This window comes from Nannocystis punicea (assembly GCF_026965555.1).
Classification (GTDB): Bacteria; Myxococcota_A; Polyangia; order Nannocystales; family Nannocystaceae; genus Nannocystis; species Nannocystis punicea.
The window spans coordinates 8,432,584-8,453,248 of the sequence record NZ_CP114040.1; the positions used below are offsets into that span (position 1 = coordinate 8,432,584).

The 20,665-nt window shown below is 70.1% G+C and carries 12 protein-coding genes; 6 read left to right on the forward strand and 6 right to left on the reverse strand.

Annotated elements, in window-relative coordinates:
* Window positions 1-268: 268 nt before the first annotated feature.
* From O0S08_RS32420 to O0S08_RS32430, 3 genes are all read left to right on the forward strand, one after another.
* A complete protein-coding gene (locus tag O0S08_RS32420; RefSeq protein WP_269033246.1) occupies window positions 269-3,607 on the forward strand; it encodes a serine/threonine-protein kinase in 3,339 nt (1,112 codons plus the stop codon).
* Between the two features lie 954 nt (window positions 3,608-4,561).
* Window positions 4,562-6,745, forward strand: coding sequence for a hypothetical protein (locus O0S08_RS32425; protein ID WP_269033247.1), 2,184 nt, complete (start codon window positions 4,562-4,564; stop codon window positions 6,743-6,745).
* A gap of 328 nt (window positions 6,746-7,073) precedes the next feature.
* Window positions 7,074-8,390 carry a hypothetical protein gene (locus O0S08_RS32430; RefSeq protein WP_269033248.1) on the forward strand — a complete coding sequence of 439 codons (1,317 nt, stop codon included), beginning with the start codon at window positions 7,074-7,076 and terminating at the stop codon, window positions 8,388-8,390.
* A 78-nt stretch (window positions 8,391-8,468) separates the two neighbouring features.
* On the opposite strand, the gene O0S08_RS32435 is transcribed toward O0S08_RS32430, so the two are convergent.
* Window positions 8,469-10,088, reverse strand: coding sequence for a hypothetical protein (locus O0S08_RS32435; protein ID WP_269033249.1), 1,620 nt, complete (start codon window positions 10,086-10,088; stop codon window positions 8,469-8,471).
* A gap of 467 nt (window positions 10,089-10,555) precedes the next feature.
* Between O0S08_RS32435 and O0S08_RS32440 the strand changes: the two genes are divergently transcribed.
* Window positions 10,556-11,788, forward strand: a complete 1,233-nt coding sequence (locus O0S08_RS32440) for a hypothetical protein (protein WP_269033250.1) — start codon at window positions 10,556-10,558, stop codon at window positions 11,786-11,788.
* A 202-nt stretch (window positions 11,789-11,990) separates the two neighbouring features.
* Here O0S08_RS32440 and O0S08_RS32445 read toward each other — a convergent pair whose 3' ends face one another.
* On the reverse strand, window positions 11,991-12,722 hold the full coding sequence (locus O0S08_RS32445) for a hypothetical protein (protein ID WP_269033251.1): 732 nt from the start codon (window positions 12,720-12,722) through the stop codon (window positions 11,991-11,993).
* Window positions 12,723-13,242: 520 nt separating this feature from the next.
* On the opposite strand from O0S08_RS32445, the gene O0S08_RS32450 reads away from it, so the two are divergent.
* Window positions 13,243-14,313 carry a GON domain-containing protein gene (locus tag O0S08_RS32450; protein WP_269033252.1) on the forward strand — a complete coding sequence of 357 codons (1,071 nt, stop codon included), beginning with the start codon at window positions 13,243-13,245 and terminating at the stop codon, window positions 14,311-14,313.
* A 19-nt stretch (window positions 14,314-14,332) separates the two neighbouring features.
* On the opposite strand, the gene O0S08_RS32455 is transcribed toward O0S08_RS32450, so the two are convergent.
* Window positions 14,333-14,935 carry a hypothetical protein gene (locus O0S08_RS32455; RefSeq protein ID WP_269033253.1) on the reverse strand — a complete coding sequence of 201 codons (603 nt, stop codon included), beginning with the start codon at window positions 14,933-14,935 and terminating at the stop codon, window positions 14,333-14,335.
* 121 nt (window positions 14,936-15,056) lie between these two features.
* Between O0S08_RS32455 and O0S08_RS32460 the strand changes: the two genes are divergently transcribed.
* Complete coding sequence (locus tag O0S08_RS32460) at window positions 15,057-17,000, forward strand: serine hydrolase domain-containing protein (protein WP_269033254.1); 1,944 nt, start codon at window positions 15,057-15,059, stop codon at window positions 16,998-17,000.
* Window positions 17,001-17,031: 31 nt separating this feature from the next.
* Here the strand turns inward: O0S08_RS32460 and O0S08_RS32465 are convergent, their stop codons facing one another.
* From O0S08_RS32465 to O0S08_RS32475, 3 genes are all read right to left on the reverse strand, one after another.
* Window positions 17,032-17,685 (reverse strand): HD domain-containing protein, encoded by a 654-nt coding sequence (locus O0S08_RS32465; protein ID WP_269033255.1) that lies wholly within the window; start codon window positions 17,683-17,685, stop codon window positions 17,032-17,034.
* A gap of 316 nt (window positions 17,686-18,001) precedes the next feature.
* Window positions 18,002-18,937: a DUF808 domain-containing protein gene (locus O0S08_RS32470; protein ID WP_269033256.1), complete on the reverse strand. Its 936-nt coding sequence runs from the start codon at window positions 18,935-18,937 to the stop codon at window positions 18,002-18,004.
* Window positions 18,938-19,166: 229 nt separating this feature from the next.
* Window positions 19,167-20,600, reverse strand: a complete 1,434-nt coding sequence (locus tag O0S08_RS32475) for a c-type cytochrome (RefSeq protein ID WP_269033257.1) — start codon at window positions 20,598-20,600, stop codon at window positions 19,167-19,169.
* Window positions 20,601-20,665 lie beyond the last annotated feature (65 nt).

Here is a 20,665-nt window from a genome sequence, read left to right on the forward strand (position 1 = left end):
CCGGGCCGTCGTCGCTCACCGCCGGCACGACAAGTCCTCGTCGTCACCGGCGCGCTCGACTCGCTCGGTCGGTGGATTGTCGAGATTGACGATCTCGATCCCGCCGCGCCCGCGTCGAGGCGAGCGCCAGGATCACGCAGCAGCGCGTCCTGGAGGTCGAGTCATTCCTGAGCGCGATCCGGCGCGGCCTCTGGAAGATGGCCGAGCGCCGAGAGCCCATGCGGGGAAGTTGTTCGATCGGCGCGGGCGCTCGCCGGTCGAGGGGCGCATGCCCGCGCTGTCCCTCGAGGCGCCGCGTCGAAGCGGCCCCGGGGCATGGACACTTCCGGGCCGAGTCGCGTGCTCGGCACGGGTCGCGAGCGGCGCTCGGACGACACGTGTATGCTCAATACAGACGGGCCAATTGAATCCCGACACGCGATCACGACCCGGTGAGCAAGGCGCCGACGCGTCCGACAAGGACACCGTGGGCGACGCCGGAACCCCTCGTTCCGAGCGCGCCGGGCCGTCGGGGTCGACGCCGGTCGCCAAGGGGGACGACGACGGGGACGGCGACGCGACGCCGCCGCCGCCCGCCCCTCTTCGGCCCGAGCTCGGCGAGCCGCTCGGCAAGCAGCTGCTGAAGCGGGCGCTGTTCCCCAACAGGTCGCAGCCCGTCCAGCTCGGGCGGTACACGGTGCTCCATGTGATAGGTCAGGGCGGGATGGGCGTCGTGTACGCTTGCTACGACGACCAGCTCGATCGCAAGGTCGCCGTCAAGGTCCTGCAGAGAGGTCGCGTCCGGGAGCAAGAGAACGCCCATGGACGGCTCCTGCGCGAGGCCCAGGCGATGGCCCGGCTGTCGCACCCCAATATCGTCACCGTCCACGAGGTCGGGCAGGCCGACGGCATGGTCTACGTGGCGATGGAATTCGTCCGCGGCAGCAGCCTGGAGGCGTGGGTCAAGGAGTCGCGCTCGTGGCAGGAGATCCTGGCCACGTTCCTGCAGGCGGGTCGCGGCCTCGCGGCGGCGCACAAGGCCGGACTCGTCCACCGCGATTTCAAGCCGCAGAACGTGATGCTCGGCGACGACGGGCAGGTCAAGGTCCTCGACTTCGGCCTCGCGCGCCTGAACGCCGGCGATCTGCGCGAGGAGGGACCGGACGCGGCGCCCACGGGCCCGGAGAGCGAGGCCTCCCTGCTGCTGCGCCCGCTGACCCGGACGGGCGTGATCGTCGGCACCCCGGCCTACATGTCCCCGGAGCAGCACCTCGGCGAGCGCGCGACCGCCGAGAGCGACCAGTACAGCTTCTGCGTGTCGCTATACCAGAGCCTGTACGGCCGCTGGCCGTTCTCCACCGAGTCGTTCGAGGCGCTGCGCGACGACGTCGTGCACGGGCGCGTCGCGCCGGCGCCGTCGGGCAGTCCGGTGCCGACGCGGGTGTTCAAGGCGCTCCGCCGCGGCATGATGGCCGAGCCTGGCGCTCGCTTCGCGGCGATGACCGACCTGCTGGCGGCGCTCGAGCGCGATCCGGGCGTGAGGTACCAGCGCGCCACCGTGTTGGCCGTGACCGCCGTGCTCGCCGGCGCGGCCGGCATGCTCGCCACCGCCGGAGCCGGGAGCGTGCGGCGGTGGGACGACGCCCGGCGCGTCGCCGCTTGCGAGGCGAAGGGCGCCGAGATCGAATCGGCGTGGAATGAACAGGCCGCCCGACGGCTGCGCGAGGCCTTCGTGGCGACGGGCGTCAGCTACGCGGAGACCACGGCCGAGAAGGTGATCCCGTGGCTGGACGAGCAAGCGGCGCGCTGGCGCCAGGCGCGAGCGACGGCGTGCATCCACGCCGAAGTCCGCGGCGAGTGGGACGCAGAGATCCTCGACCGCGCCGAGTGGTGCCTCGAGGATCGGCGGCTGGCGCTCGCGTCGCTCGTGACCGAGTTCGAGCGGGCCGATGCGGTGGTCATGCCGAAGGCGGTGGCGGCCGCCGCGGGCCTGCGAGCGGCCGAGGATTGCCTCGACGAGGACGCGCTCCGACGAGTGCCGGCACCGCCGGCCGACGAACGCGAGGCGGTCCACGAGCTGCGTGTCGCGCTCTCGCAGGCGGACGCACGCTCGCGCACGGGCAAGTACAAGGAGGCCCTGGCGATCGCCACTGCAGCCCGCACCCGGGCCGAACAGCAGCTCGAGTGGTTGCCCTTGATCGCCTCCGCGCGCGCGTTGGAGGGCGCCTTGCTCGCCAACACGGGCGCGTACGAGGCGGCCGAGACCGCGAGCACGGACGCCTACTTCGAGGCGGCCCGCGCCGAGGCCGTGGACGTGGCCGCGACCACGGCGATCTACCTGGTCTCGCTCATGGGCAAGCAGCGAGGCCGGCCCGCCGACGGACGGCTGTGGGCGCGGCTCGCCGAGGTGGCCATCGCGCAGGCGGGCGACCAGTCGGGTCTGCGGGAGGCGGCGCGTCTGATCAACCTGGCCAACACCTACCTGCCCACCGGCGCGCACGCGGAGGCGCGCGCCCTGTTGGAGCGCGCCCTGGTGCTCCAGGAACAGGCCCTCGGCCCGGAACACGTCGGCCTCACGGCCGCCCTCAACAACCTCGCCACCATCCACGCCGAGGCGGGCGCCTACGCCGAGGCGCGCGCGCTGTTCGAACGAGCCGTGACCATCCAGGAGAAGGCCCTCGGCCCCGAACACCCCGAGATCGCCAACGCCCTCGGGAATCTCGCCAACACTCACATCTCCACCGGGGAATACGCAGAGGCGCGAGCGCTGCACGAGCGGGCCCTGGCGATCAAGGAGAGGACGCTCGGCCCGGAGCACGCCGAGGTCGCCATCAGCCTGAACAACCTGGCGATCCTCCACGAGGCTACCGGCGCGCACGCAGAGACGCGGAGGTTGCACGAGCGGGCCCTGGCGATCCGGGAGAAGGTGTTCGGCCCGGAACACCCCGAAGTCGCCGGCAGCCTGGTCGGCCTCGCCGCCGCCCACGGCAACACCGGCGCGTACGCCGAGGCGCGTGGGCTGCTGGGGCGCGCTCTGGCCATCCAGGAGAAGGCGCTCGGCCCGGACCACCCCGGCGTCGGCTTCACCCTGTACAACCTCGCCGCCGCGCACGAGGCGACCGGAGCCTACGCCGAGGCCCGCGCGCTGTACGAGCGCGCCCTGGCCGTCCAGGAGAAGGCGCTCGGCCCCCGACATCCCCACGTCGCCCACACCATGAGCGGCCTCGCAGTCGTGCACGAGATGACCGGAGCGTACGCCGAGGCCCGCGCGCTGTACGAGCGCGCCCTGGCCGTCCGTGAAGCGGCGCTCGGCTCGGGACACCCCGCGGTCGCCGCGGACCTGACGGGCCTCGCCTCCGTGTATCTGACCGAGCGCAGGCCCCAGGAGGCCCTTCCGCTGCTCGAGCGCGCGCTCACCATCATCGACGCGTACGACGGCATCCAGCCCCGCGAGCCCGAGGCGCGCTTCGCCCTCGCCAGGGCGCTCGTCGCCACCCACGGCGACCGCGCCCGTGCCCTCGCCGAGGCCCGCAAGGCCCGCGAGGGCCTCCGCGAAGCCGGCGCAAACGCGACCGAGCAGACCGCCGAGATCGAGCGATGGCTCGCCGAGCACGCGCGGGACGAGTGAATGCCGCCGTCCGGCGAGCTGCGTCGTGATGACCGCGGCGCGGTCGTGCTGCACCCCGAGCCGCCGGCGCGAGGGCCGTCGCTCGCGCTCGACTCTCGCCCGAGCGACGTTCCATCGCGGCTCGCCGGCGCCGCTCGAGCCCAGCGCGCCGTGATGCGATCGCATGGTCGAATAGGCCGCCCCCGACGCGAGCCGAAGACCACGGCGCCGAAGCCGAAGGTGAACAATCACGAGGTTGGCCTATCCATAGGATCGAGGAACGCGTGGAGTGCTCCGCCCGGGGTCCGGCGCTCCGGGTGAAGACATTCCGGTATCTGCTGATTGTGAGCAACGACCTCGGTGCATATCCGAGGACCATCGCGCGCTCGCCGGCGCCGGCGGGCGCGCAATGCCATCTTGCCAATGCAATGTGCCAGTGGCTTCGAAATCGCGGCCACCCAGCGCGAAATGCGCACAATTCGCGCCGAACCATGTCCCCGTCGGGGGCGGAGGGCTCCAAGCGAGAAGCCACTTCCGCGCATGGTTCGGGCCGCGGCAAGCGCGGGCTCCAGACCCCAGAGGGCGCCGATCTGCGCCGAATTTGCGCCCGAGCTGCGCGATGGCGCGCGGCTGAGACGCGATGATTGAAAACGCCCCCGAATTTGCCAGGAGGAGATCTCCCGCGAGAATCCCGCAGGTCCGATCCGCGTCCGAATTGGCGAAACCGCGAGCGGCCCGCGGTTGCGACTTGGACTCTGTTCTAGTTGTGAGCTGGGTAAAACGCGGCTTTGGCGCATCTCGATCGGCCCATATCCGCGCGGGCGATGCCGCGCACCTGCGGGATGCGGTCGCGGATTCACGGTGCATTCCCCGGCTTCCATCGCCAGCCTTTCTCGTGAAGATATCGCTGTCGTTCAACAAACCCAGGAGATAGCGATGACTCGGAATCGAGTGCAATTTGTATCGTTGGCTGCGATGATGATTGGTGCGATCGGTACATTCGGATTGGTCGGGTGTACGGATACTGACGTCGACGAATCGGATCTCGACGGCGTCGAATTCAAGAAGGACGACGATCCGAAGTTTCCCATCCCGGGCGAGAGCTTTTCGGCGGAGAAGCTGCCGTTCGTCGAGCCGATCGAGGCGGCCGAGGTGTTCGTCCAGAAGCTGCCCAAGGCGACCGAGGCCGGTGAGAACGTCGCGGTGCACATCAAGCTGCCGACGCCGCAGAACAAGGAGCTCAGCGAGAGCCTGGTCCGCGTCGTCGGCGACCCGAAGAACCCGATGATGCTGGTGCGCAGCGACGCGCTGGTCGATCTCGGCGTGCTCAAGGAGAGCCCCGGCAAGGAGTTCTTCGCCGCCTTCGCCACGCTCAGCGAGGAGGAGCTCGCGGTGCGTGCCAAGGCCGAGGCGAAATTCGAGAAGTTCGGCGAGACCACCAAGGATCGGATCGTCTTCGAGGGTCGCAACCCGATCGCCGTCACGACGGGCATCAAGTTCGACATCAGCGTGTTCGACACCGGCGTCCCGGTCGCGCTCGGGTCCTGTCCCCTCATGCCGCTCTCGACGCCGGCGCGCTGGGAGGAGGCGCTCATCGTCACCGACCTCTCGGTGGTCCGCGACAAGAACCGCACCAACGACGTGTGTGACCCCGGCGCCGACAACCCCAACGGCGTGTGGACCTTCAAGCACCTGATGGAGGAGATGGCGATCGGCTCGGGCCTGAGCACCAACGATTTCGTGGTCCAGTGGCTGTCGACCTGGCTGACCAACCAGGTCGTCAACAGCGACACGATCCCCGCGCGCACGCAGATGTTCCAGCAGGTGATCCGGCCGTGGGCCAACGCCAGCGGCATCACCTCCTCGCTGGTGGGCGGCAACCTGGTCCTCGGCGGCCCGCTCAACCTCGACAAGGCGCCGTTCCGCCTGTCCGCGATCGTCAACCGCATCGACCTCGGCAAGACCAGCAGCGGCGGCGGTTACTTCGGCGGCGGCATGCCGCTCAGCGCGGGCGAGATGCGCTTCGTGTTCGGCGTGCAGAACCTGAACAGCTGCACCCAGCTGCCCTTCTCGGTGATCTTCGAGTACGGCGTACCGCGGGAGGACTGCGCGGCGATCAAGGACTGGGCGAACCAGTGGATCCGCCTCAGCGACCCCTTGCTGCCGCGGTTCTCGTCCTCGTGGCGCGCCCACCTCGAGAGCATCACCGAGAACGTCGTGCTCAACGGCGCCGCGCCGGCCAAGGGCAACCAGAACGCGATCAACCAGATCCGGACCAACGAGAACGCGCTCAACTTCCAGTGGGAGCTCCGCGAGTTCACGCTCTCCACCGAGGACGTGTTCACCGACATCGACACGCCGGCCAACGGCCCGCTGCGCCCGCACACCGTCGCGCTGACCCCCAACGACAGCATCTACAACCCGTTCGCCGACATCGACATCGACGACTGGACCCTGTTCACGCCGATGCCGCCGGCGGGCGCGCCCGGTGCGGTCCTGTCCGAGGTCTCGCCGTTCGCGTTCTTCACCTCCGGCGCGAGCGGCAACACGGTCGTCGGTGACTGCAGCCCGAGCTTCGAGATGCCGCACCTGGCCAGCGGCATGCCGCTGCGCGGCGGCAACGCGTTCACGGCGCCCGTGACCCACTGGCAGATCGACGCCGCCACCCCGGGCGATCCGCGGGAGGTCTGCGCGCGCCAGCAGTTCTCGGTCAACACCTGCAACGGCTGTCACTTCGCGGACACGAGCACGCCGTTCTTCCACGTCAACCCGCAGGTCGCGCCCGCGGCCCTCTCCAACTTCATGACCGGCACCGGCGCCGGCAACGTGTGGGCGGTGCCCGACCAGCAGTGGGGCGGCGGCGTGGCGTGGATGGAGTTCGCCGACCTCGATCGCCGGCACAACCGGCTCTACGAGATCGCGTGCAACAGCTGCGGCCGCAGGGTCGTGTTCCCGCACATCATCGACGTCATCACGGAGTTCAACGGCCTGGTCCCCGTGGACGTCGTCTCCGAAGATTCGCCGATCAAGGTCGGTCCGGTGAAAGATCTCGGCGTGGTCAAGCAGCTGATCGCTGCCACCGCGAAGCTCGAGAAGGCCGTCGTCCAGGACGTCGAGCTGAGCAACTTCACCGGCACGAGCCAGATGTTCGTGCACTGAGTCGCACCGAGCGGCGCTCGCGGCCGACGACGCCGCGAGCGCCGGCGGCCGCCTCGACCTGCGCGCAGGCGAGGCGCTCCGCGAGACCTCGAGGGACTCGCACGTCATGCTGACCGGGAATCGTCGGCTCGCGGAGCGAGAGCGACCGAGCGATCGGGGATCGCCGTCGCGACTCGACGTGCTCGCCGATGGCGACGTCGGTGAGTTCGTGGATCGCTCGCAGTAGCTCCAACGAATCGCTGGGGATGCGCCCGATGAGTTGGTCGGCGCATTCGCGGTCACCCCGTGGAGGGTTCTCAGGCGGCGTTCCCGCTGATACGCTCCCGCCATGAAGTTCGGACTCGGCGGCCTCACGCTCGTGACGCTCGCAATCGCCGCCTGCGGTGACGACGGGCGAGCAGAGGCCACGAATGCTTCCGCCAGCGCCGGCTCGACCACGGGGATGAGCACGGACGTGGCCTCGTCGAGCACGACGGAGGGCCCGACGACGACCGGCGCCGGCGCCACGGCGTCGACCGGCGAGAGCGCGACCGCCTCGAGTACTGGCGCTTCGACGAGCGCGACCACGGCGCTGGAGACCTCGACGACCACCACGGATGCGTCGACGACCGCGGAGAGCGGGGCGACCGAGGCGAGCGGGACGACGGCGGCCGCGTGCGAGAATCAGCCGGAGCTCTGCGACGCGCTCGACAACAACTGCAACGATTTGTTCGACGAGGGCTGCGACTGTACCCCGCCCGACCTGGAGCTGGAGGCGATCGATGGTTACACCGCGCGGGTGATCTTCGACGTCCCGAAGCAGCTCGGGAGCTACGGGTATCTCGGCGACGTCGAGCGCGCGCTCGGCGAGTACTGGAGCGACCCGGGAGAGGGCGTGCTGTTCACCGTCAACAACGCGGAGAACACGGCCAGCGGGATCGGCCTGCTCGACCAGGACGGCGAGTTCAAGGGCTGGCTGATCGATCCGGCCGACGCCGCCCTGCCGATCAACCCCTACCTCGAGTACGCCTACGGCGGCGTGCTTTACACCTGCCACACCGTCAACGTGAACGAGTGGATCTACAAGATCTACCCCGACGGGACGACCGAGCAGGTGGTGCAGCACGGCAATTGCGAGGGGCTGATCTACGGCGACCGCGGCGACGGGACGGACTCACTCTATGCGAGCAACTACAGCGCGGACGCGATCTACAGGATCGACGAGGACGGCACGCGCACGACGCTGGCGCAGGGCATGGGGCTGGACGTCGTGGTCGACCTGGCGATCCCGCCGGCGACCTCGATGTTCAAGCCCGGGCTGTATGCGCTCAATCAGACCCAGCTCGGGGTGCATCGCCTCGACGCCGCCGACATGCTCACGCTCGAGTACCCCTACAACCTCGGCTTCGGCGTCGGCGAGGAGCTGAGCTTCGCCTTGCCCAAGTCGGCGTTCCGCGACCACTTCTATCACCTCTCGTCGACGCTGCAGGCGGTCGTACGGGTCGCGCCCGACGGCAGCTGGGAGACGGTGCTCACCGGCCCGAAGCTCAATTACGGCCTCTATTCGACCGGCGGGGTGTTCTCCACCAACGGGGCGTTCTACTTCTTCACCAACGAAGATGCGCTGATCATGCGGCTGCAGGCCTGCAACATCGCGGGGCAGTGACGGACGTGGCGACCGCCGACGTCGACCGCGACAACCGTCGCGGCCACGCCGTCGCGGTCACGCTCTTGCAGCGTCCGCTCAGTAATTCCACGCGGTGCAGTCGGTCGTCGTGCGCACGACGAACTCGGCCAGGGTGCGCATGTTCTTGACGAACGTCCCGGTGTCGAGATAGTCGCCGGGGGTGGCGCCGCTTCGCGGGCCGCCCGGGCTGTACGTCGTGATCCACCGCTCGTTGTTCACCGTCGTGTCGACGGCCTGCGCCGTGTCGGCGCGGAGCTGCTGGCAGGAGCGCTTCATCACGCTCGTGTCGCTCGCCAGTCGATCGTACTCGGCGTGAATCGCGGCCAGCTGAGACGGGACCTCCCACCCGTAGTTCTGGTAGGTCGGCGGCGCGGGAGAGAAGCGGACCGGATAACCGCCGGGGTTGACGGTGTAGAAGCCGATGTTCGCCGGCGAGGTGTCGTCGAGCTCGATGTAGCGGTTGATCAGCGTGTCGTTCGCATAGTCGACGGTCTCGAGGTACGCGAGCGCCGTCCCGACCGCGGCGCGGTTGGCCGGCACGCTCGGGTCGAGCTGGTAGAGGCGAAGGAGCGCCCACATGGCGTCCTGGCTCTCCTGGCCCGCGATGGCCGGAGTCTCCCAGCTACGCGCCCACCGCGGCTGCATCTGGATGTCGTATTGCTGCGCCCAGGCGGGCTGCGGCTGAGGCATCTGCGCGCGGCGAAGGAAGTCCCCGTAGGCGGTGAGCATGGCCTGGTAGGTCGCGGCCTGCGCGGGATAGACCTCCTTCGCCCAGTACAGCATCTCCACGAAGGCCGACGCGAGGTTGTCGTTCAGGGTCGGGTCGTCCCAGTACTCGTTGGTGTAGGAATTGGCATAACAATTGGCGAGGCCGCACGAGGTCCCGATCGAGGGCGGATAGCTGGCCTGAAGCGCCGGCCGGGCGGCGACGGGACCGGCGAACCCTTGCGGAAAGCCGCCGTTCGTCGGGAATTGCGAGGTCTCCACCCGTGCGCGCGCGTAGGAGGAGGAGCCGGAGATCGCCGCGTCTGCGAAGCCGAACAGCTGGTCGGTGCGCATCATCGCAATGAGCGCGAGCTGGGTGACCTGGTCGTCGTAGACCGTGAACTTGCAGCCGCCGCAGCTACAGTTCGAAGTGGTGTTGAGGTAGCACGCCTTCAGCGTCGGCGTCGGCTTGAAGTCCGCGTAGAGGCGCCAGCCTCCCGACTTGACCTGCCCCTGACGCAACGCCATGGCCGCGTCCTTCGCGTAGGTCTTGAGCGCCGGCGTCGCCGGGTCGGCGAGGGCCGCCTCCACGAACGCGATCGTCACGTCCGCCGTGCCGGGTGACTGGATCATGATCTGATCCTCGTCGAGCTGGATATCGCCCCAGCGCTCGCTCAGGTCGGTGGCGTTGTGGTGCCACGCATACCCGCCGTGGCGGGCGACATTGTCGTGGAAGAACTTCGCCGCGTTCCGCATGCGTCCGAGAGCCTTCGCGCGGAGCGGAGTCGCGGCGGCCGGCTCCGCCTCGCCGATCGCCAGGGTCGGTGGTGAGCCGCCGCGCTCCAGCTCGGGGTCTGTCGAGTCGCGCTCCAGCTCGGTGTCCGTCGAGTCGCTCTCCACCTCGGCGCCTGCCGGGTCGCAGGCGAACATCGAGACGACAGGGAAGAGTGCGAGCGTGAGAAGTCTTGTCATGAATGAGATTCCCCTATTCTTCAGCGGTCTTGACCGATTGGCTGTGCACGCGTGCGGCCTCGGCTCGGAGTTTTGCCGATACGCGCCAGAGCGAGCGCAGCCAGCCGTACGACCGCGAACAGCGGGTCGTCGACCGACCGCGGCTCGGCCGGCGCCTCGGAATGCGCAGTCGCGCGCAGCAGTCGGAGCGGAGAACCCACGCAGGGGCACAGTGCCCGGTCGACTGGCAAAGTTACAGGCGGACGTATCGACCTCACGAGCCCGTCCCGCCGGGAGCACGAGCGAGCTCGAGTCCACTCGCACGTGGGAGCGAAGCCGAGTGCCGTTGCCGAGTGCGGCGAGCGTTCGCGGCGCGTCCGGAGCGATGGCCGCTCGACCCCTCGCCAACCTCGGGGCACGCGACGGAGGGCACGCGATCGCCCGCGCGCCGTTGCCCCGCCGACTCGAGTGCGGCATCGTGAGCCGCGATGTCGCGCCTCGTGCTCGCAGCGCTCGCGCTCGTCACCTGCGGCCCGCGCCCGCCCGTCGAGCAGGACGAGCCCATGAGCACCACCACCGGCGCGACCGGCTCGTCCTCCGCCGAGCCGGAGCCGACCACCTCGCCCGCCCCGCTCGACTGCGACTCGGTGTGCGACGTCCCGTGGACCCACGACGGCGACCTCGAGATCACCCCCGCCACCGATCCCGCCGCCCTGCGCTGCCTGCGACGGGTCACCGGCGACCTCACGATCCGCGACTTCAGCGGACCGCTCCCCGCCGAGCTGCTCGCGCTGCGCGACGTCGACGGCCTGTTCGCCCTGCAACACAACGACGGCCTCGTCGACCTCGCCGGCCTCGAGTGTCTACGCCGCGTCGACGGCCTGATCTTCGAGGGCAACGACGCGCTGATCGACCTCGCCGCGCTGACCGACCTCGAGTCGAGCCGGATGTTGTTCGCGCAGACCAACGGTGCGCTCGCCGACCTCTCCCCGCTGTCCGGCCTCGCCGGCCTCGAGCTCCTCGACCTCAACGTCAACCCCGCGCTGCAGCGGCTCCCGACGCTCCCGCACGGCACCCGCCTCGACAGCCTCGTCCTCTGGGGCAGCCCGCTGCTGACCGACCTCGACCCGCTCGCCGGCCTCGAGGGCACGCCCGGGCAGATCCTTCTCGAGGACCTCCCCGCCCTGACCAGCCTCGCCGGCCTGTCCGGCATGTTCGCCGCCGACGACCCGCCCGGCGAGCTCGTCCTCGGCCGTCTCCCCGCGCTCGCCTCGCTGTCCGGCCTCGAATCGCTACAGGAGGCCAGCGCCCTCGACCTCCACGAATTGCCGCAGATCACCTCGCTCGCGCCGCTCGCCGGCCTGCGCCGCGTCGAGCGCTTCGACATCGGCACCCTCCCCGCGCTCGCCTCGCTCGTCGGCCTCGACGGCCTCGAGTTCGTCGATTCACTCGGCATCGGCGGCTGCAGCGGCGCCAGCGGCTCGCCCCTCCTGCTCGACCTCACCGGCCTCGGCTCGCTCGGCGAGCTTCACCACCTCGCCCTGCGCGCCAACGTCGGCCTCCAGTCGCTCGCCGGCCTGACCGCGCTCGCCGTCGGCCCCGACACTCTCGTCGTCACCGGCAGCCCGAACTTGCCCGCCGAGCAGTTCGACGCGTTCGTCGCCGCCCACGGCGTCCCCGACGTCTGCCAGGACCCGCAGGACGCCTGCGCCTGTCCGTAGCGCCGGGCAGCGGGCCGCGGCGCAGCAGCGAGCATCGCAGCTCCCGGCGTAGACGACCTCTTCGCGGAGCAGATACGACCTGATGGCGCTGCTGGTGTTTAGGACATGTCTTAAAGTACATGTCCATTTGCGCATGTCCTGATGTCGCCAGGGATGCGTCGCCGGCCTTCGCGTGTGCGAGCTCGCCAGGCTGCACCTTGGGTCATGTCATGGCGTCGCGCTTGCGGGCGATCCGCTCGCGGTGGCTGCTGCCGAAGTCGGGGTGGCCGAGGCGCTCGGCGGCGCGGTCGTACTGCTCGCGCGCCGCGGAGGCGTCGCCGGCCGCCGCGAGGGCGTCGCCGGCGAGCTCGTGGCAGCGGGACTGCTCGAACCGCGCCCCGAGCAGCGGGACGCCCTCGAGGCGACGCAGGGCGTGCTCGAGGTGCGTGAGGCAGCGGACGACCTCGCCAGCGGCCAGCTCGGCGCCGGCGAGCGCGCGCAGCTGCGTGGCGCCGAGCCACTGCGCGCCGCCGGCCTCGGCGGCGCCGAGGGCGATCGCGCGGTAGCGGCGGACCGCGGCGAGCTCGCCGGCGTGCTCCTGCGCGAGCACGCTGGCGGCGTCGAGGGCCTCCTGCCAGCGGGCGCCGGCGAGTAGATCGTCGAGGGCGCCGGCGAGGGCAAGGACGTCTCTCGGTTCGTCCCTCAGCGCGCGCGCCTGCTGGCGGAGCAGGACCGCGACCGCGCGCCGCGGACCGTCGAGCAGCGGCTCGAGCTCGGCGAGCACACGCGAAGCGCCGGAGGTGTCCGCGGTGTCGAGCAGCACGGCGACGATGGCGAGGCCGGTCTCGAGGTCGCTGTCGTCTCGCGCCTCGGCCCACAGTGCCAGCGGATCCCTGCCCTCCGCGATCGCCCGGCGCGCTCGCTCGTGGATGCCCCATTCGACGGGTCGGCGCATGAGCGAAGGAGACGCGACCGGGGGGCGGCGCGCAAGGGCCTGCGACCGTGGAGCGTGGGTGCGCTCCGGTCTTCCGCATCGGGGGGACAGCCGTTCGATCTGGCAGGCGAGCGCGAGGCTCTGCGACGGCAGCGCGCGGCCGGCCTTCTCACGGAAGCGGGTGGTGCGACCAGGCGGTCCGCGAGCTCGTCGGCGCGGGGGCAGAAATTTCGCGCGGGGTCGCGGGCATTGGGTCGTCGGTGCTCGACGTCGCGGCCGCTGCTGCCCGGATTCGCAGCGCTGCTCGTCGCCCGCGGACGACACCGCGCATTCGGACGCCCCGGAGAACGCCCCATGGCGCATGACCGCCCGCGTCGCAGGCCGGCGTGAAATTTCCGTGTAATTCGTGGACCTCGAGGAACACGTAGAATGGCTCGACCTGGACGCCGAATCCAGCGTCGCGCTGCCGGGCCCTCGGACGATGTCGGTCCGGCGATTCAAGCAATGGAGCCATCACGTCATGAATGCCATGTTTCGCACAATGTTGATTGTCACCCCCTGGATCGTTCTTGCATGCGACGTCGCGGAGGAGCCCGCGACGCCGGCGGCCGCGGCTGTCGACGAGGAGGACGTGGACGAGGGAGACGCGGACGCGGAGGCCCTGGAACCGGGCGACCCGGACTGGCTGGAGAACACGGCCGCCGATCCCGAAGCGGGGCTGCTGTGTATCCTCTGCATCCTCGGGGGCGCTGAGCCGGCCTGCGGCGCGGACGGCCACAGCTACGCGAACGCCTGCTTCGCCGCGTGCGAGGGCGGCGGGGCGGTCCCCGCGGTCACCTACTGGCCCGACGAGGACGGCGACGGGTTCGGCGACGCGAGCGCGACCCCGGCGAGCGCGTGCACCATCCCCGACGGGGCGAGCGACAACAGCGACGACTGCGACGACGACGACGACGCAGTGTCCCCGGGCAGCCCAGAGGCGTGCGACGGCGTCGACAATGATTGCGACGCGGCGAGCCGCTGCGACGCCCAGAGCTGCGCCGACATCGCGCTCGACGATCCGTCGGCGATCGACGGGGATTACACGCTGTACGTCGACCTCGACCCGGACCGGCCGTGGACCGCGTACTGCCACGATATGGCCGGCGAGCCGCGGACCTACCTGTCGCTGGTGGCCGTCGGGGAAGGGCGTAACTTCTCGCAGTACACCGCCCCCTCCTCGGTGCGGACCGCCTTCACGCGGGTGCGCATCGAGCCGACCACGCTGGCCGTCGACATCGACGATCTCACCTTCTCGAGCTCGAGCGGTGAGCTCTACCACGGCGAAACCCTCGTGACGGCGATGCCGTACGGGGTCGCGGAGAGCTGCGGGTGGGAGCAGGGCGTCGCCAACATCGACCTGACGGGCACGCCGTTCAAGATCGCCTCACCGTTCTGCACTTCGGGGTTCGAAGCATCCGGCGGCGTGACGTTCAGTGAGGACGACCAGGTCGCGGACGTCCTGGGCGCCGGAAATTGCGGCTGGACCTCGCCGACTTGCTCCTACGGCCCGCACGACCTCATGAACACCGTGAACGGGTGGATCCTTCAGCTCGCGTACGTCGAGCCGTGACGCCGCGACCGCGACGCTCTCAGGGATTCGGGGCCTCCCACCATAGTGAGAACGCGGTGGAGCAGGCGGCCTCGAAGGCCGACAGGGCCTGCGCGTACTCGCCGGCGAGCCGCGCCTCGCAGCGGATGTACCCGGGCTGCGGTGGGTGCCAGCGCAGCATGAGCAGTCGCAGCGCGTCGTCTTCGCGGGTGACGAGGACGTGGGAGCGGTCGCTCGCCTCGTCGCGCTCCACCGGAGCGTGACGGCGCGGGGCGAGCCAGGTCTCGTCGATGAAGGCGGGCCACGCGTCGGCGGCGAACGTTCCCGGCAACCACTCGATCGTGAACGTGCTGCGTCCGGCGTCGCTCGACAGGGTCCGCCCGGGCGGCGCGCGGTCCGGGGGCACGTCGGCGGGGGTCTCCTGCCATCCCGCGGGCATGAGCGCCGCGAGCCAGCACGGCTGCGGGCCCCCGTGCGGGTCGATCGGCGCGAACCCGAACTGCACCGGCTCGAAGCTCAGCCCGGGCGCGGCGGCCAGGTGCGGTCGAAGCCGGGGGAGCGCGTCGCTCCGCAAGGTGGCAACGAATTCTTCACAGCGCTGCTGCGTGCGCCGGATCCGGGCCGAGGCGCACGCGGCGACCACGACCGACAGGACGATCCACTTCGCGGCGAGTCCAGCGGCTCCTCGGGGGGAGCGGCGTCTCGACTCCTGGCGCGGTGGTGGACGCCTCGCCAGGCTGCGCTGCGTGTGGCACTCTCGGTCCATGCGCAATACATTACTCCTATGTGTCGCGGGTGGGCTCGTCTTCGCTGCTTGCGATCCGAAGCCGCCGGCGCGCCCGCCCACGCCGGTCGCTCGCACGGAGGCACCGCCGGTCGAGAGCAGACCCGCGCGGGAGCAGCGGCGCACGCAGCCGACCGACCCACCGCCGCAGTTCCGCGACCCCGAGCGGCGGAAGAAGATCGAGTCGGCGTTCCCGGCGGTCGAGGCCTACCTCGAGTCGACCGTGAAGCGCGACGACCTCGTCGGGCTCGCGGCCGGGATCGTGATCGACGACGAATTGGTGTGGTTTCGCGGCTGGGGCCACCGCGACCCCGCGCGCAAGCTGCCGGTCGAGCGCGACACCGTGTTCGGCGTCGGCTCGATCAGCAAGACCTTCACCGCGCTCGCGGTCCTCAAGTTGCGAGACGAGGGCCGCCTCGACCTCGACCGCCCCGCGTCCGCGTACCTGCCGGAGCTCGACGCGATCGCCTACCCCACGCGTGACAGCCCGCGCATCACGATCCGCCACCTCTTGACCCACACGTCCGGGCTGCCGCGCATGGGCAACTTCCCCGAGTACCCGGCGACGCCGCCGAGCCGCGCAGACTTCCTGGCGACGCTCGACGGCCTCGGCCTCGACCGCGCGCCGGGCGAGCGCCGCGTCTACTCGAACCTCGGCTTCCAGGTGTTGGGGCCGCTCGTGGAGGCGGTCGGCGGCGTCGATCATCACACGTACGTGCGCGAGCAGATCCTCGCGCCGCTCGGCATGAACCACAGCGCGTGGGTGCCCGAAGATGTCCCCGGGGACAGGCTGGCCGTGGGCCACGGGCGGCTGCCGGGACAGGAGCCGCGGCCGCGCCCGCACTGGCGGCCGGGGGCGACCGACGCGGCCGGCGGGATGTATTCGAGCGTCGAGGACCTCGCCCGCTACGCCGCGTGGCTGCTCGCCTCGTGGCCGCCGCGCGACGACCCGGACCCCGGACCGCTGTCGCGCGCGACGCTGCGCGAGGCGCAGACGATGGCGGCGGTGAATCGGTTCTTCGCCGAGTCGGTGCGCGATGGACCGGCGCACGGGAGCCTGCACGGCGACGGGCTCGGCTTCGGCGTGAGCGCGAGCTGTCAGTTCGACCACGTCGTCGCTCATAACGGCAAGACGATGAACTACCGCGCGATGCTGCAGATGCTGCCGACGCGCGGCGTGGCGGTGATTCTGATGACCAATCTGTCGTCGATCTCGAGCACGGTGCTGCCGGGAGACGCCGGCCGCGTCCTCGACATCCTCGCGGCCACCGGCGCTCTGCAGCCGCGGCAGCACTCGGCCTCGCCGGCGCTGGTCGCCGCGGCGGGCGAGCTCGCGGGGTTGATGGGGCGCTGGGACGAGGCCCGCTACGCGACGCTGATGTCGCCCGACTACCGCGACGCCTACCCGATCGAGACGGTGATCCAGCAGCTCGACGAGTGGCGCGCTCTGGTCGGGGCATGTCGAGATCCGCGGACCGTGAAGGTCGAAGATCCACGAGCCGGGCTCTTCGAGCTCTCGTGCGAGCGCGGCACCCTCGAGCTCGAGCTGCGCGTCACCCCGTGGAGCCCGGCGCAGATCTCCAGCTTCACGATCCACGCGGCCACGGGGCTCGAGGTGAAGCCCGAGGTGAAGCGGGCCGCGGAGGCGATGGTCGCATTGGTGGCGCGCTGGGACGAGCGCAAGTTCAAGGCCGCGTTCACGCCGAACTTCACCCCGACGGCGTTGCGCAAGAGCTTCGCGGACGCCGCCTCGCTGTGGGGCAAGTGTCGCGTCGGCGCGGGGCGGGTGACCGGGCCGCGCGGGGCGGTGTTTACCCTCGCGTGTGAGCGCGCCGCGCCCGAGCTGCGGATCAGGCTCGCCGCCGACAGCCCCGCGATCGCCGACTGGAACCTGCGCGTGCCCGGCGATGGGCCGTGTCGGTGAGGGCCCGTTCGCCGCTCAAGAGGCCGGCCGCTCAGCCGTGTGCGTCGCCATCCGGGAAGGGTGAGCCAGCGACCAGGTCGACGGCGTTGGGGCTCTTGAAACCGGGGATGAAACGTTCACAGACCGCGGCGTTGACGGTGCCGTACGTCGTCGCGGGCTTGTGGGCAAAGCCGGCGAAGTACTCCTTGATGAAGTCTTCCTTGAACCGCTTGCGCGGGTACCTGGCGACGATCTCTTCGCGCAGCGCCGCAGGAAACTCGTCGAACCCCATCCCCACCACGTCGAGGAGGACACCCGAATTGAGGAGGGCTATTTCGGGACGCAGATAGCGCGGGATGCCGGGGGTGGTGTGCAGCGCGATGGCTTCCCAGACGGTCTGTACCTGCTCTTCGGGGATGTCGTGGGCGCTGAGGAATTGCCGGGCAGCGTTCGCGCCGTCGACCTCGAAACGCTCGTCCGGGCTCGAGTACTTGCGGAGGAGGCCGAAATCGTGAAAGGCGGCGGCGACGTAGAGGAGTTCGGGGTCGAACCGCAGCTTTCGCTGCCGTCCATGCTCGGTCGCGAACAGGTAGACCCGGATCGAGTGATTGAAGAGCAGCTCGCTGGCGTGCTCACGCAGGAGCTCGGTGGCCTCTTTCGCGAGCCGGGAATCAGGGATGGCGAGGCCGGAGGGGAGAGTCGACATTTGTCTCGTCCTTGGAAGCTTTGCGCGGCACCCCGGCGTCGAGGCGTCGCGCCGAACCGCTCCAAACGATACGAGACCCGGCGCCGGCCGCAACCGAAGCGGCGGACAGCGGCGACTTCAAACGCCAGCGCCCACTGAACAGGCGCGCATGGCGAGCCTGCTCATCGGACAAAGTATGGTGCTGTGCGCCCCTCCTGCTGCCGTGGCGATGGCGCCGGCACGACGAGCTGACTCGACAGGCCGCGGAGGATTGCCGGGCCGCGCACCATGTGTCCTGGAGGACAGGTCTTCGATCGGGCCCGGCGGATCCCGCGATTCACGCGGGCGGCGATCCGCCGGTGGCCTCGGGCGAGCCACGGACGAGCCGCTGGACGCCGGTGACGACGGCGAGCAGGAGCGCGCCGGCGAGCAGGCCGATGAGGCCGCTCCACAGGCTGGGAATGACGAGCCTCGCGCCCGGAACGGCGACGGCGGCGAGCCGCTCGCCGAGCGCCTCGGCGCCGGGAATCCCGTGCACGAGGATGCCGCCGCCGACCAGGAACATGGCCACGGTGCCGGCGATCGACAGGCCCTTCATCAGGTAGGGCGCGCCGCGCAGGAGCAGCTCGCCGAAGCGGCGCGCCAGACCGGTCCGCTTGCTGAGATGCAGGCCGGCGTCGTCCAGCTTGACGATGCCCGCGACCAGGCCGTAGACGCCGATGGTCATGAGCAGGGCGACCGCCACGAGCGTCAGCACGCGGGTGGCGAACGGCGCCGAGGCGACCGCGCCGAGCGAGATCACGATGACCTCGGCCGACAGGATGAAGTCGGTGCGCACGGCCCCGCGGATCTTGTCCCGCTCGAACGCGACCATGTCGACGGCCGGGTCGGCGATCGCCCGCACCAGCGCTGCCTCGCGGCGCGTGTCCTCGGCCGGCGCGAGGTAGCGGTGGGCGAGCTTCTCGCAGCCCTCGTAGCACAGGAAGGCGCCGCCCAGCATCAGCAGCGGCGTGATCGCCCAGCTCGCCACGGCGCTGATCAGCAGGGCGAGCGGTACGAGGATCACCTTGTTGACGAGGGAACCCTTGGCCACCGCCCACACGACCGGCAGCTCCCGTTCGGGGATGACGCCGGCCACCTGCTCGGCGTTGAGGGCCAGGTCGTCGCCGAGCACCCCGGCGGTCTTCTTGGTCGCCACCTTCGTCAGTACTGCGACGTCGTCGAGCAGCGCGGCCAGGTCGTCGAGGAGGGTGAAGAGCGTGGTGCCTGCCATGCGTGTCGACTCGCGCGAGCCGGAGCACTGTACGATGCGCGCCGTGCCCTGTCGTGGGCGCAGGTTTTTGCGTGTCGCCAATCGTGAATCTTGGAGCACGCACTGAAGCGCGTACATCACACTCGCCGGCGGAAACGCGCGCGCGGTGCCGGCGTCATGGCCTCCCCCTTCCCCGCTGCGGGTCGGTGGCTCTTTCTATAGAACGGCGATCGGTTTGTGCGATGCCCAATCAGAGGCGCCTCAAGAATGCGACCAGGTCGCTCTTCTGTTCTCTGGTCAAAGCCTCGGGAGGGCCGATGTCACCGTCAGGGTCCGGCTCCTTCTCGCCAGGCAGGGTGAGGGATGGGAATTTGGCGAGCAGGTGGTCACTGTAGAGCGAGACCACGTCCTCCAGGGTCTCCGAGATGTTGTTGTGCCAGTAGGGAGCAGTCCTCCCGATTCCACGCAACGTCGGGATGTCGAACGCCTCGAAGTCGTGGGGACTCCCTGTAATCACGGCGCGCCCCGGATCGGTGGTAAAGAACTGGGGGAAGAAGTTCGGCCCCGTGATGGGGTTGCCATCGGGGTCGACCGCGTCCGAGAATGGATCACCGGGCGGGAGAGCCGGAGGCAGATCCGCGAGGACTTCCGCGCGAGATGCGTCCTTGTAGAAGCGAAACCGGTAAGCCGGGAAGCTCACGTCCTTGGTGAAGCTCTCGTGCTCGGTGGCGCCCAGCTGAACCAGGAAGTTTTCCATCGCCGATCCGATGTTGATGAATTCATTCCCGGGCTGCGCCGCGAGCACCGGGATCGGGGGATTCGCGGCCGGGACTTCAAACAGCACGGTTCCGTCGGGTTTGAGCGCCGGAAAGGCCAAATCGTGCACAGCGCGGTCGACGATCGTCGCCTTGTTGGCGCCCCCGTGACAGGACGCGCAGACCTTCTCGTATACCTCCCTGCCCCGCTCCTCCGCAGGAGACAGCTCCATCGCAGCCTCGACGTCGCTCACTTCGCCGAATTCGACCCCGCTCGCGAGCTCGTCGGCGACCTCGCGGGCGCGATCCGACGAGAAGACGCTGCGCTCGAACTCCGCGATGCGCTCGAGCTCGGCCTTGCTCGCCTGGCCTCCTCCGCTATGCCCCGTGAGGGCGCCTTGCGCTTGCTCCTCGAGCGTCTCCTCGCGTCCGTCCAATTGATAGGGTGCCGTCAACGCCGCGTCGGCGATCGAGGGCACTCCACGCCACACGAAGATCTTGCGATCGGGCGGCGTGGTCACGTTCCCCGCGTCGTCGATCACGTCCATGTTGGCAGGCAACGGCAGCCACACGCGCACGAGCCCCTTCTTGAGGTGCTCGAAGGTCAACGTCTCGGCGCCGGGGTCGTCGGCATCGATCGCGGCGAACAGCGGATCCTTCGGATTCGTCGCGAGCAATCGCGCGACGTGGTCGGGCGTCAGCGTGAAGTTGTCCTCCGGCACATGGCAGGTGGCGCAGGAGCGGCCGTTGGTGCCCTGGAAGGCGTCCTTGAAGAGCGGCTCCACGGGGACGGCCGGCTCGGTCGGTTCCGCCTTGGTGCCACAAGCGCTCGTCGCGAGCAGCGCGATGGCGCCCATCGCCGCCAGGGAGGAGTGATTGCGTGCGCCTGCGGCCGGCTGGAGGTCTCCGGGGAGGGGAGGTTGGATCATTCTGGGCTCCGTTCGAGGGTCAGAGGTTCATTCGACTCTCCCAGCGGGCGCTGTGCCCGGCCATT

Coding starts and splice junctions, on each gene's coding strand:
- O0S08_RS32430 (WP_269033248.1), top strand. CDS start 7,074: ATGAAGTTCGGACTCGGCGGCCTCACGCTCGTGACGCTCGCAATCGCC.
- O0S08_RS32460 (WP_269033254.1), top strand. CDS start 15,057: ATGCGCAATACATTACTCCTATGTGTCGCGGGTGGGCTCGTCTTCGCT.
- O0S08_RS32475 (WP_269033257.1), bottom strand. CDS start 20,600: ATGATCCAACCTCCCCTCCCCGGAGACCTCCAGCCGGCCGCAGGCGCA.
- O0S08_RS32465 (WP_269033255.1), bottom strand. CDS start 17,685: ATGTCGACTCTCCCCTCCGGCCTCGCCATCCCTGATTCCCGGCTCGCG.
- O0S08_RS32420 (WP_269033246.1), top strand. CDS start 269: ATGCCCGCGCTGTCCCTCGAGGCGCCGCGTCGAAGCGGCCCCGGGGCA.
- O0S08_RS32445 (WP_269033251.1), bottom strand. CDS start 12,722: ATGCGCCGACCCGTCGAATGGGGCATCCACGAGCGAGCGCGCCGGGCG.
- O0S08_RS32425 (WP_269033247.1), top strand. CDS start 4,562: ATGATGATTGGTGCGATCGGTACATTCGGATTGGTCGGGTGTACGGAT.
- O0S08_RS32470 (WP_269033256.1), bottom strand. CDS start 18,937: ATGGCAGGCACCACGCTCTTCACCCTCCTCGACGACCTGGCCGCGCTG.
- O0S08_RS32450 (WP_269033252.1), top strand. CDS start 13,243: ATGTTGATTGTCACCCCCTGGATCGTTCTTGCATGCGACGTCGCGGAG.
- O0S08_RS32440 (WP_269033250.1), top strand. CDS start 10,556: ATGTCGCGCCTCGTGCTCGCAGCGCTCGCGCTCGTCACCTGCGGCCCG.
- O0S08_RS32435 (WP_269033249.1), bottom strand. CDS start 10,088: ATGACAAGACTTCTCACGCTCGCACTCTTCCCTGTCGTCTCGATGTTC.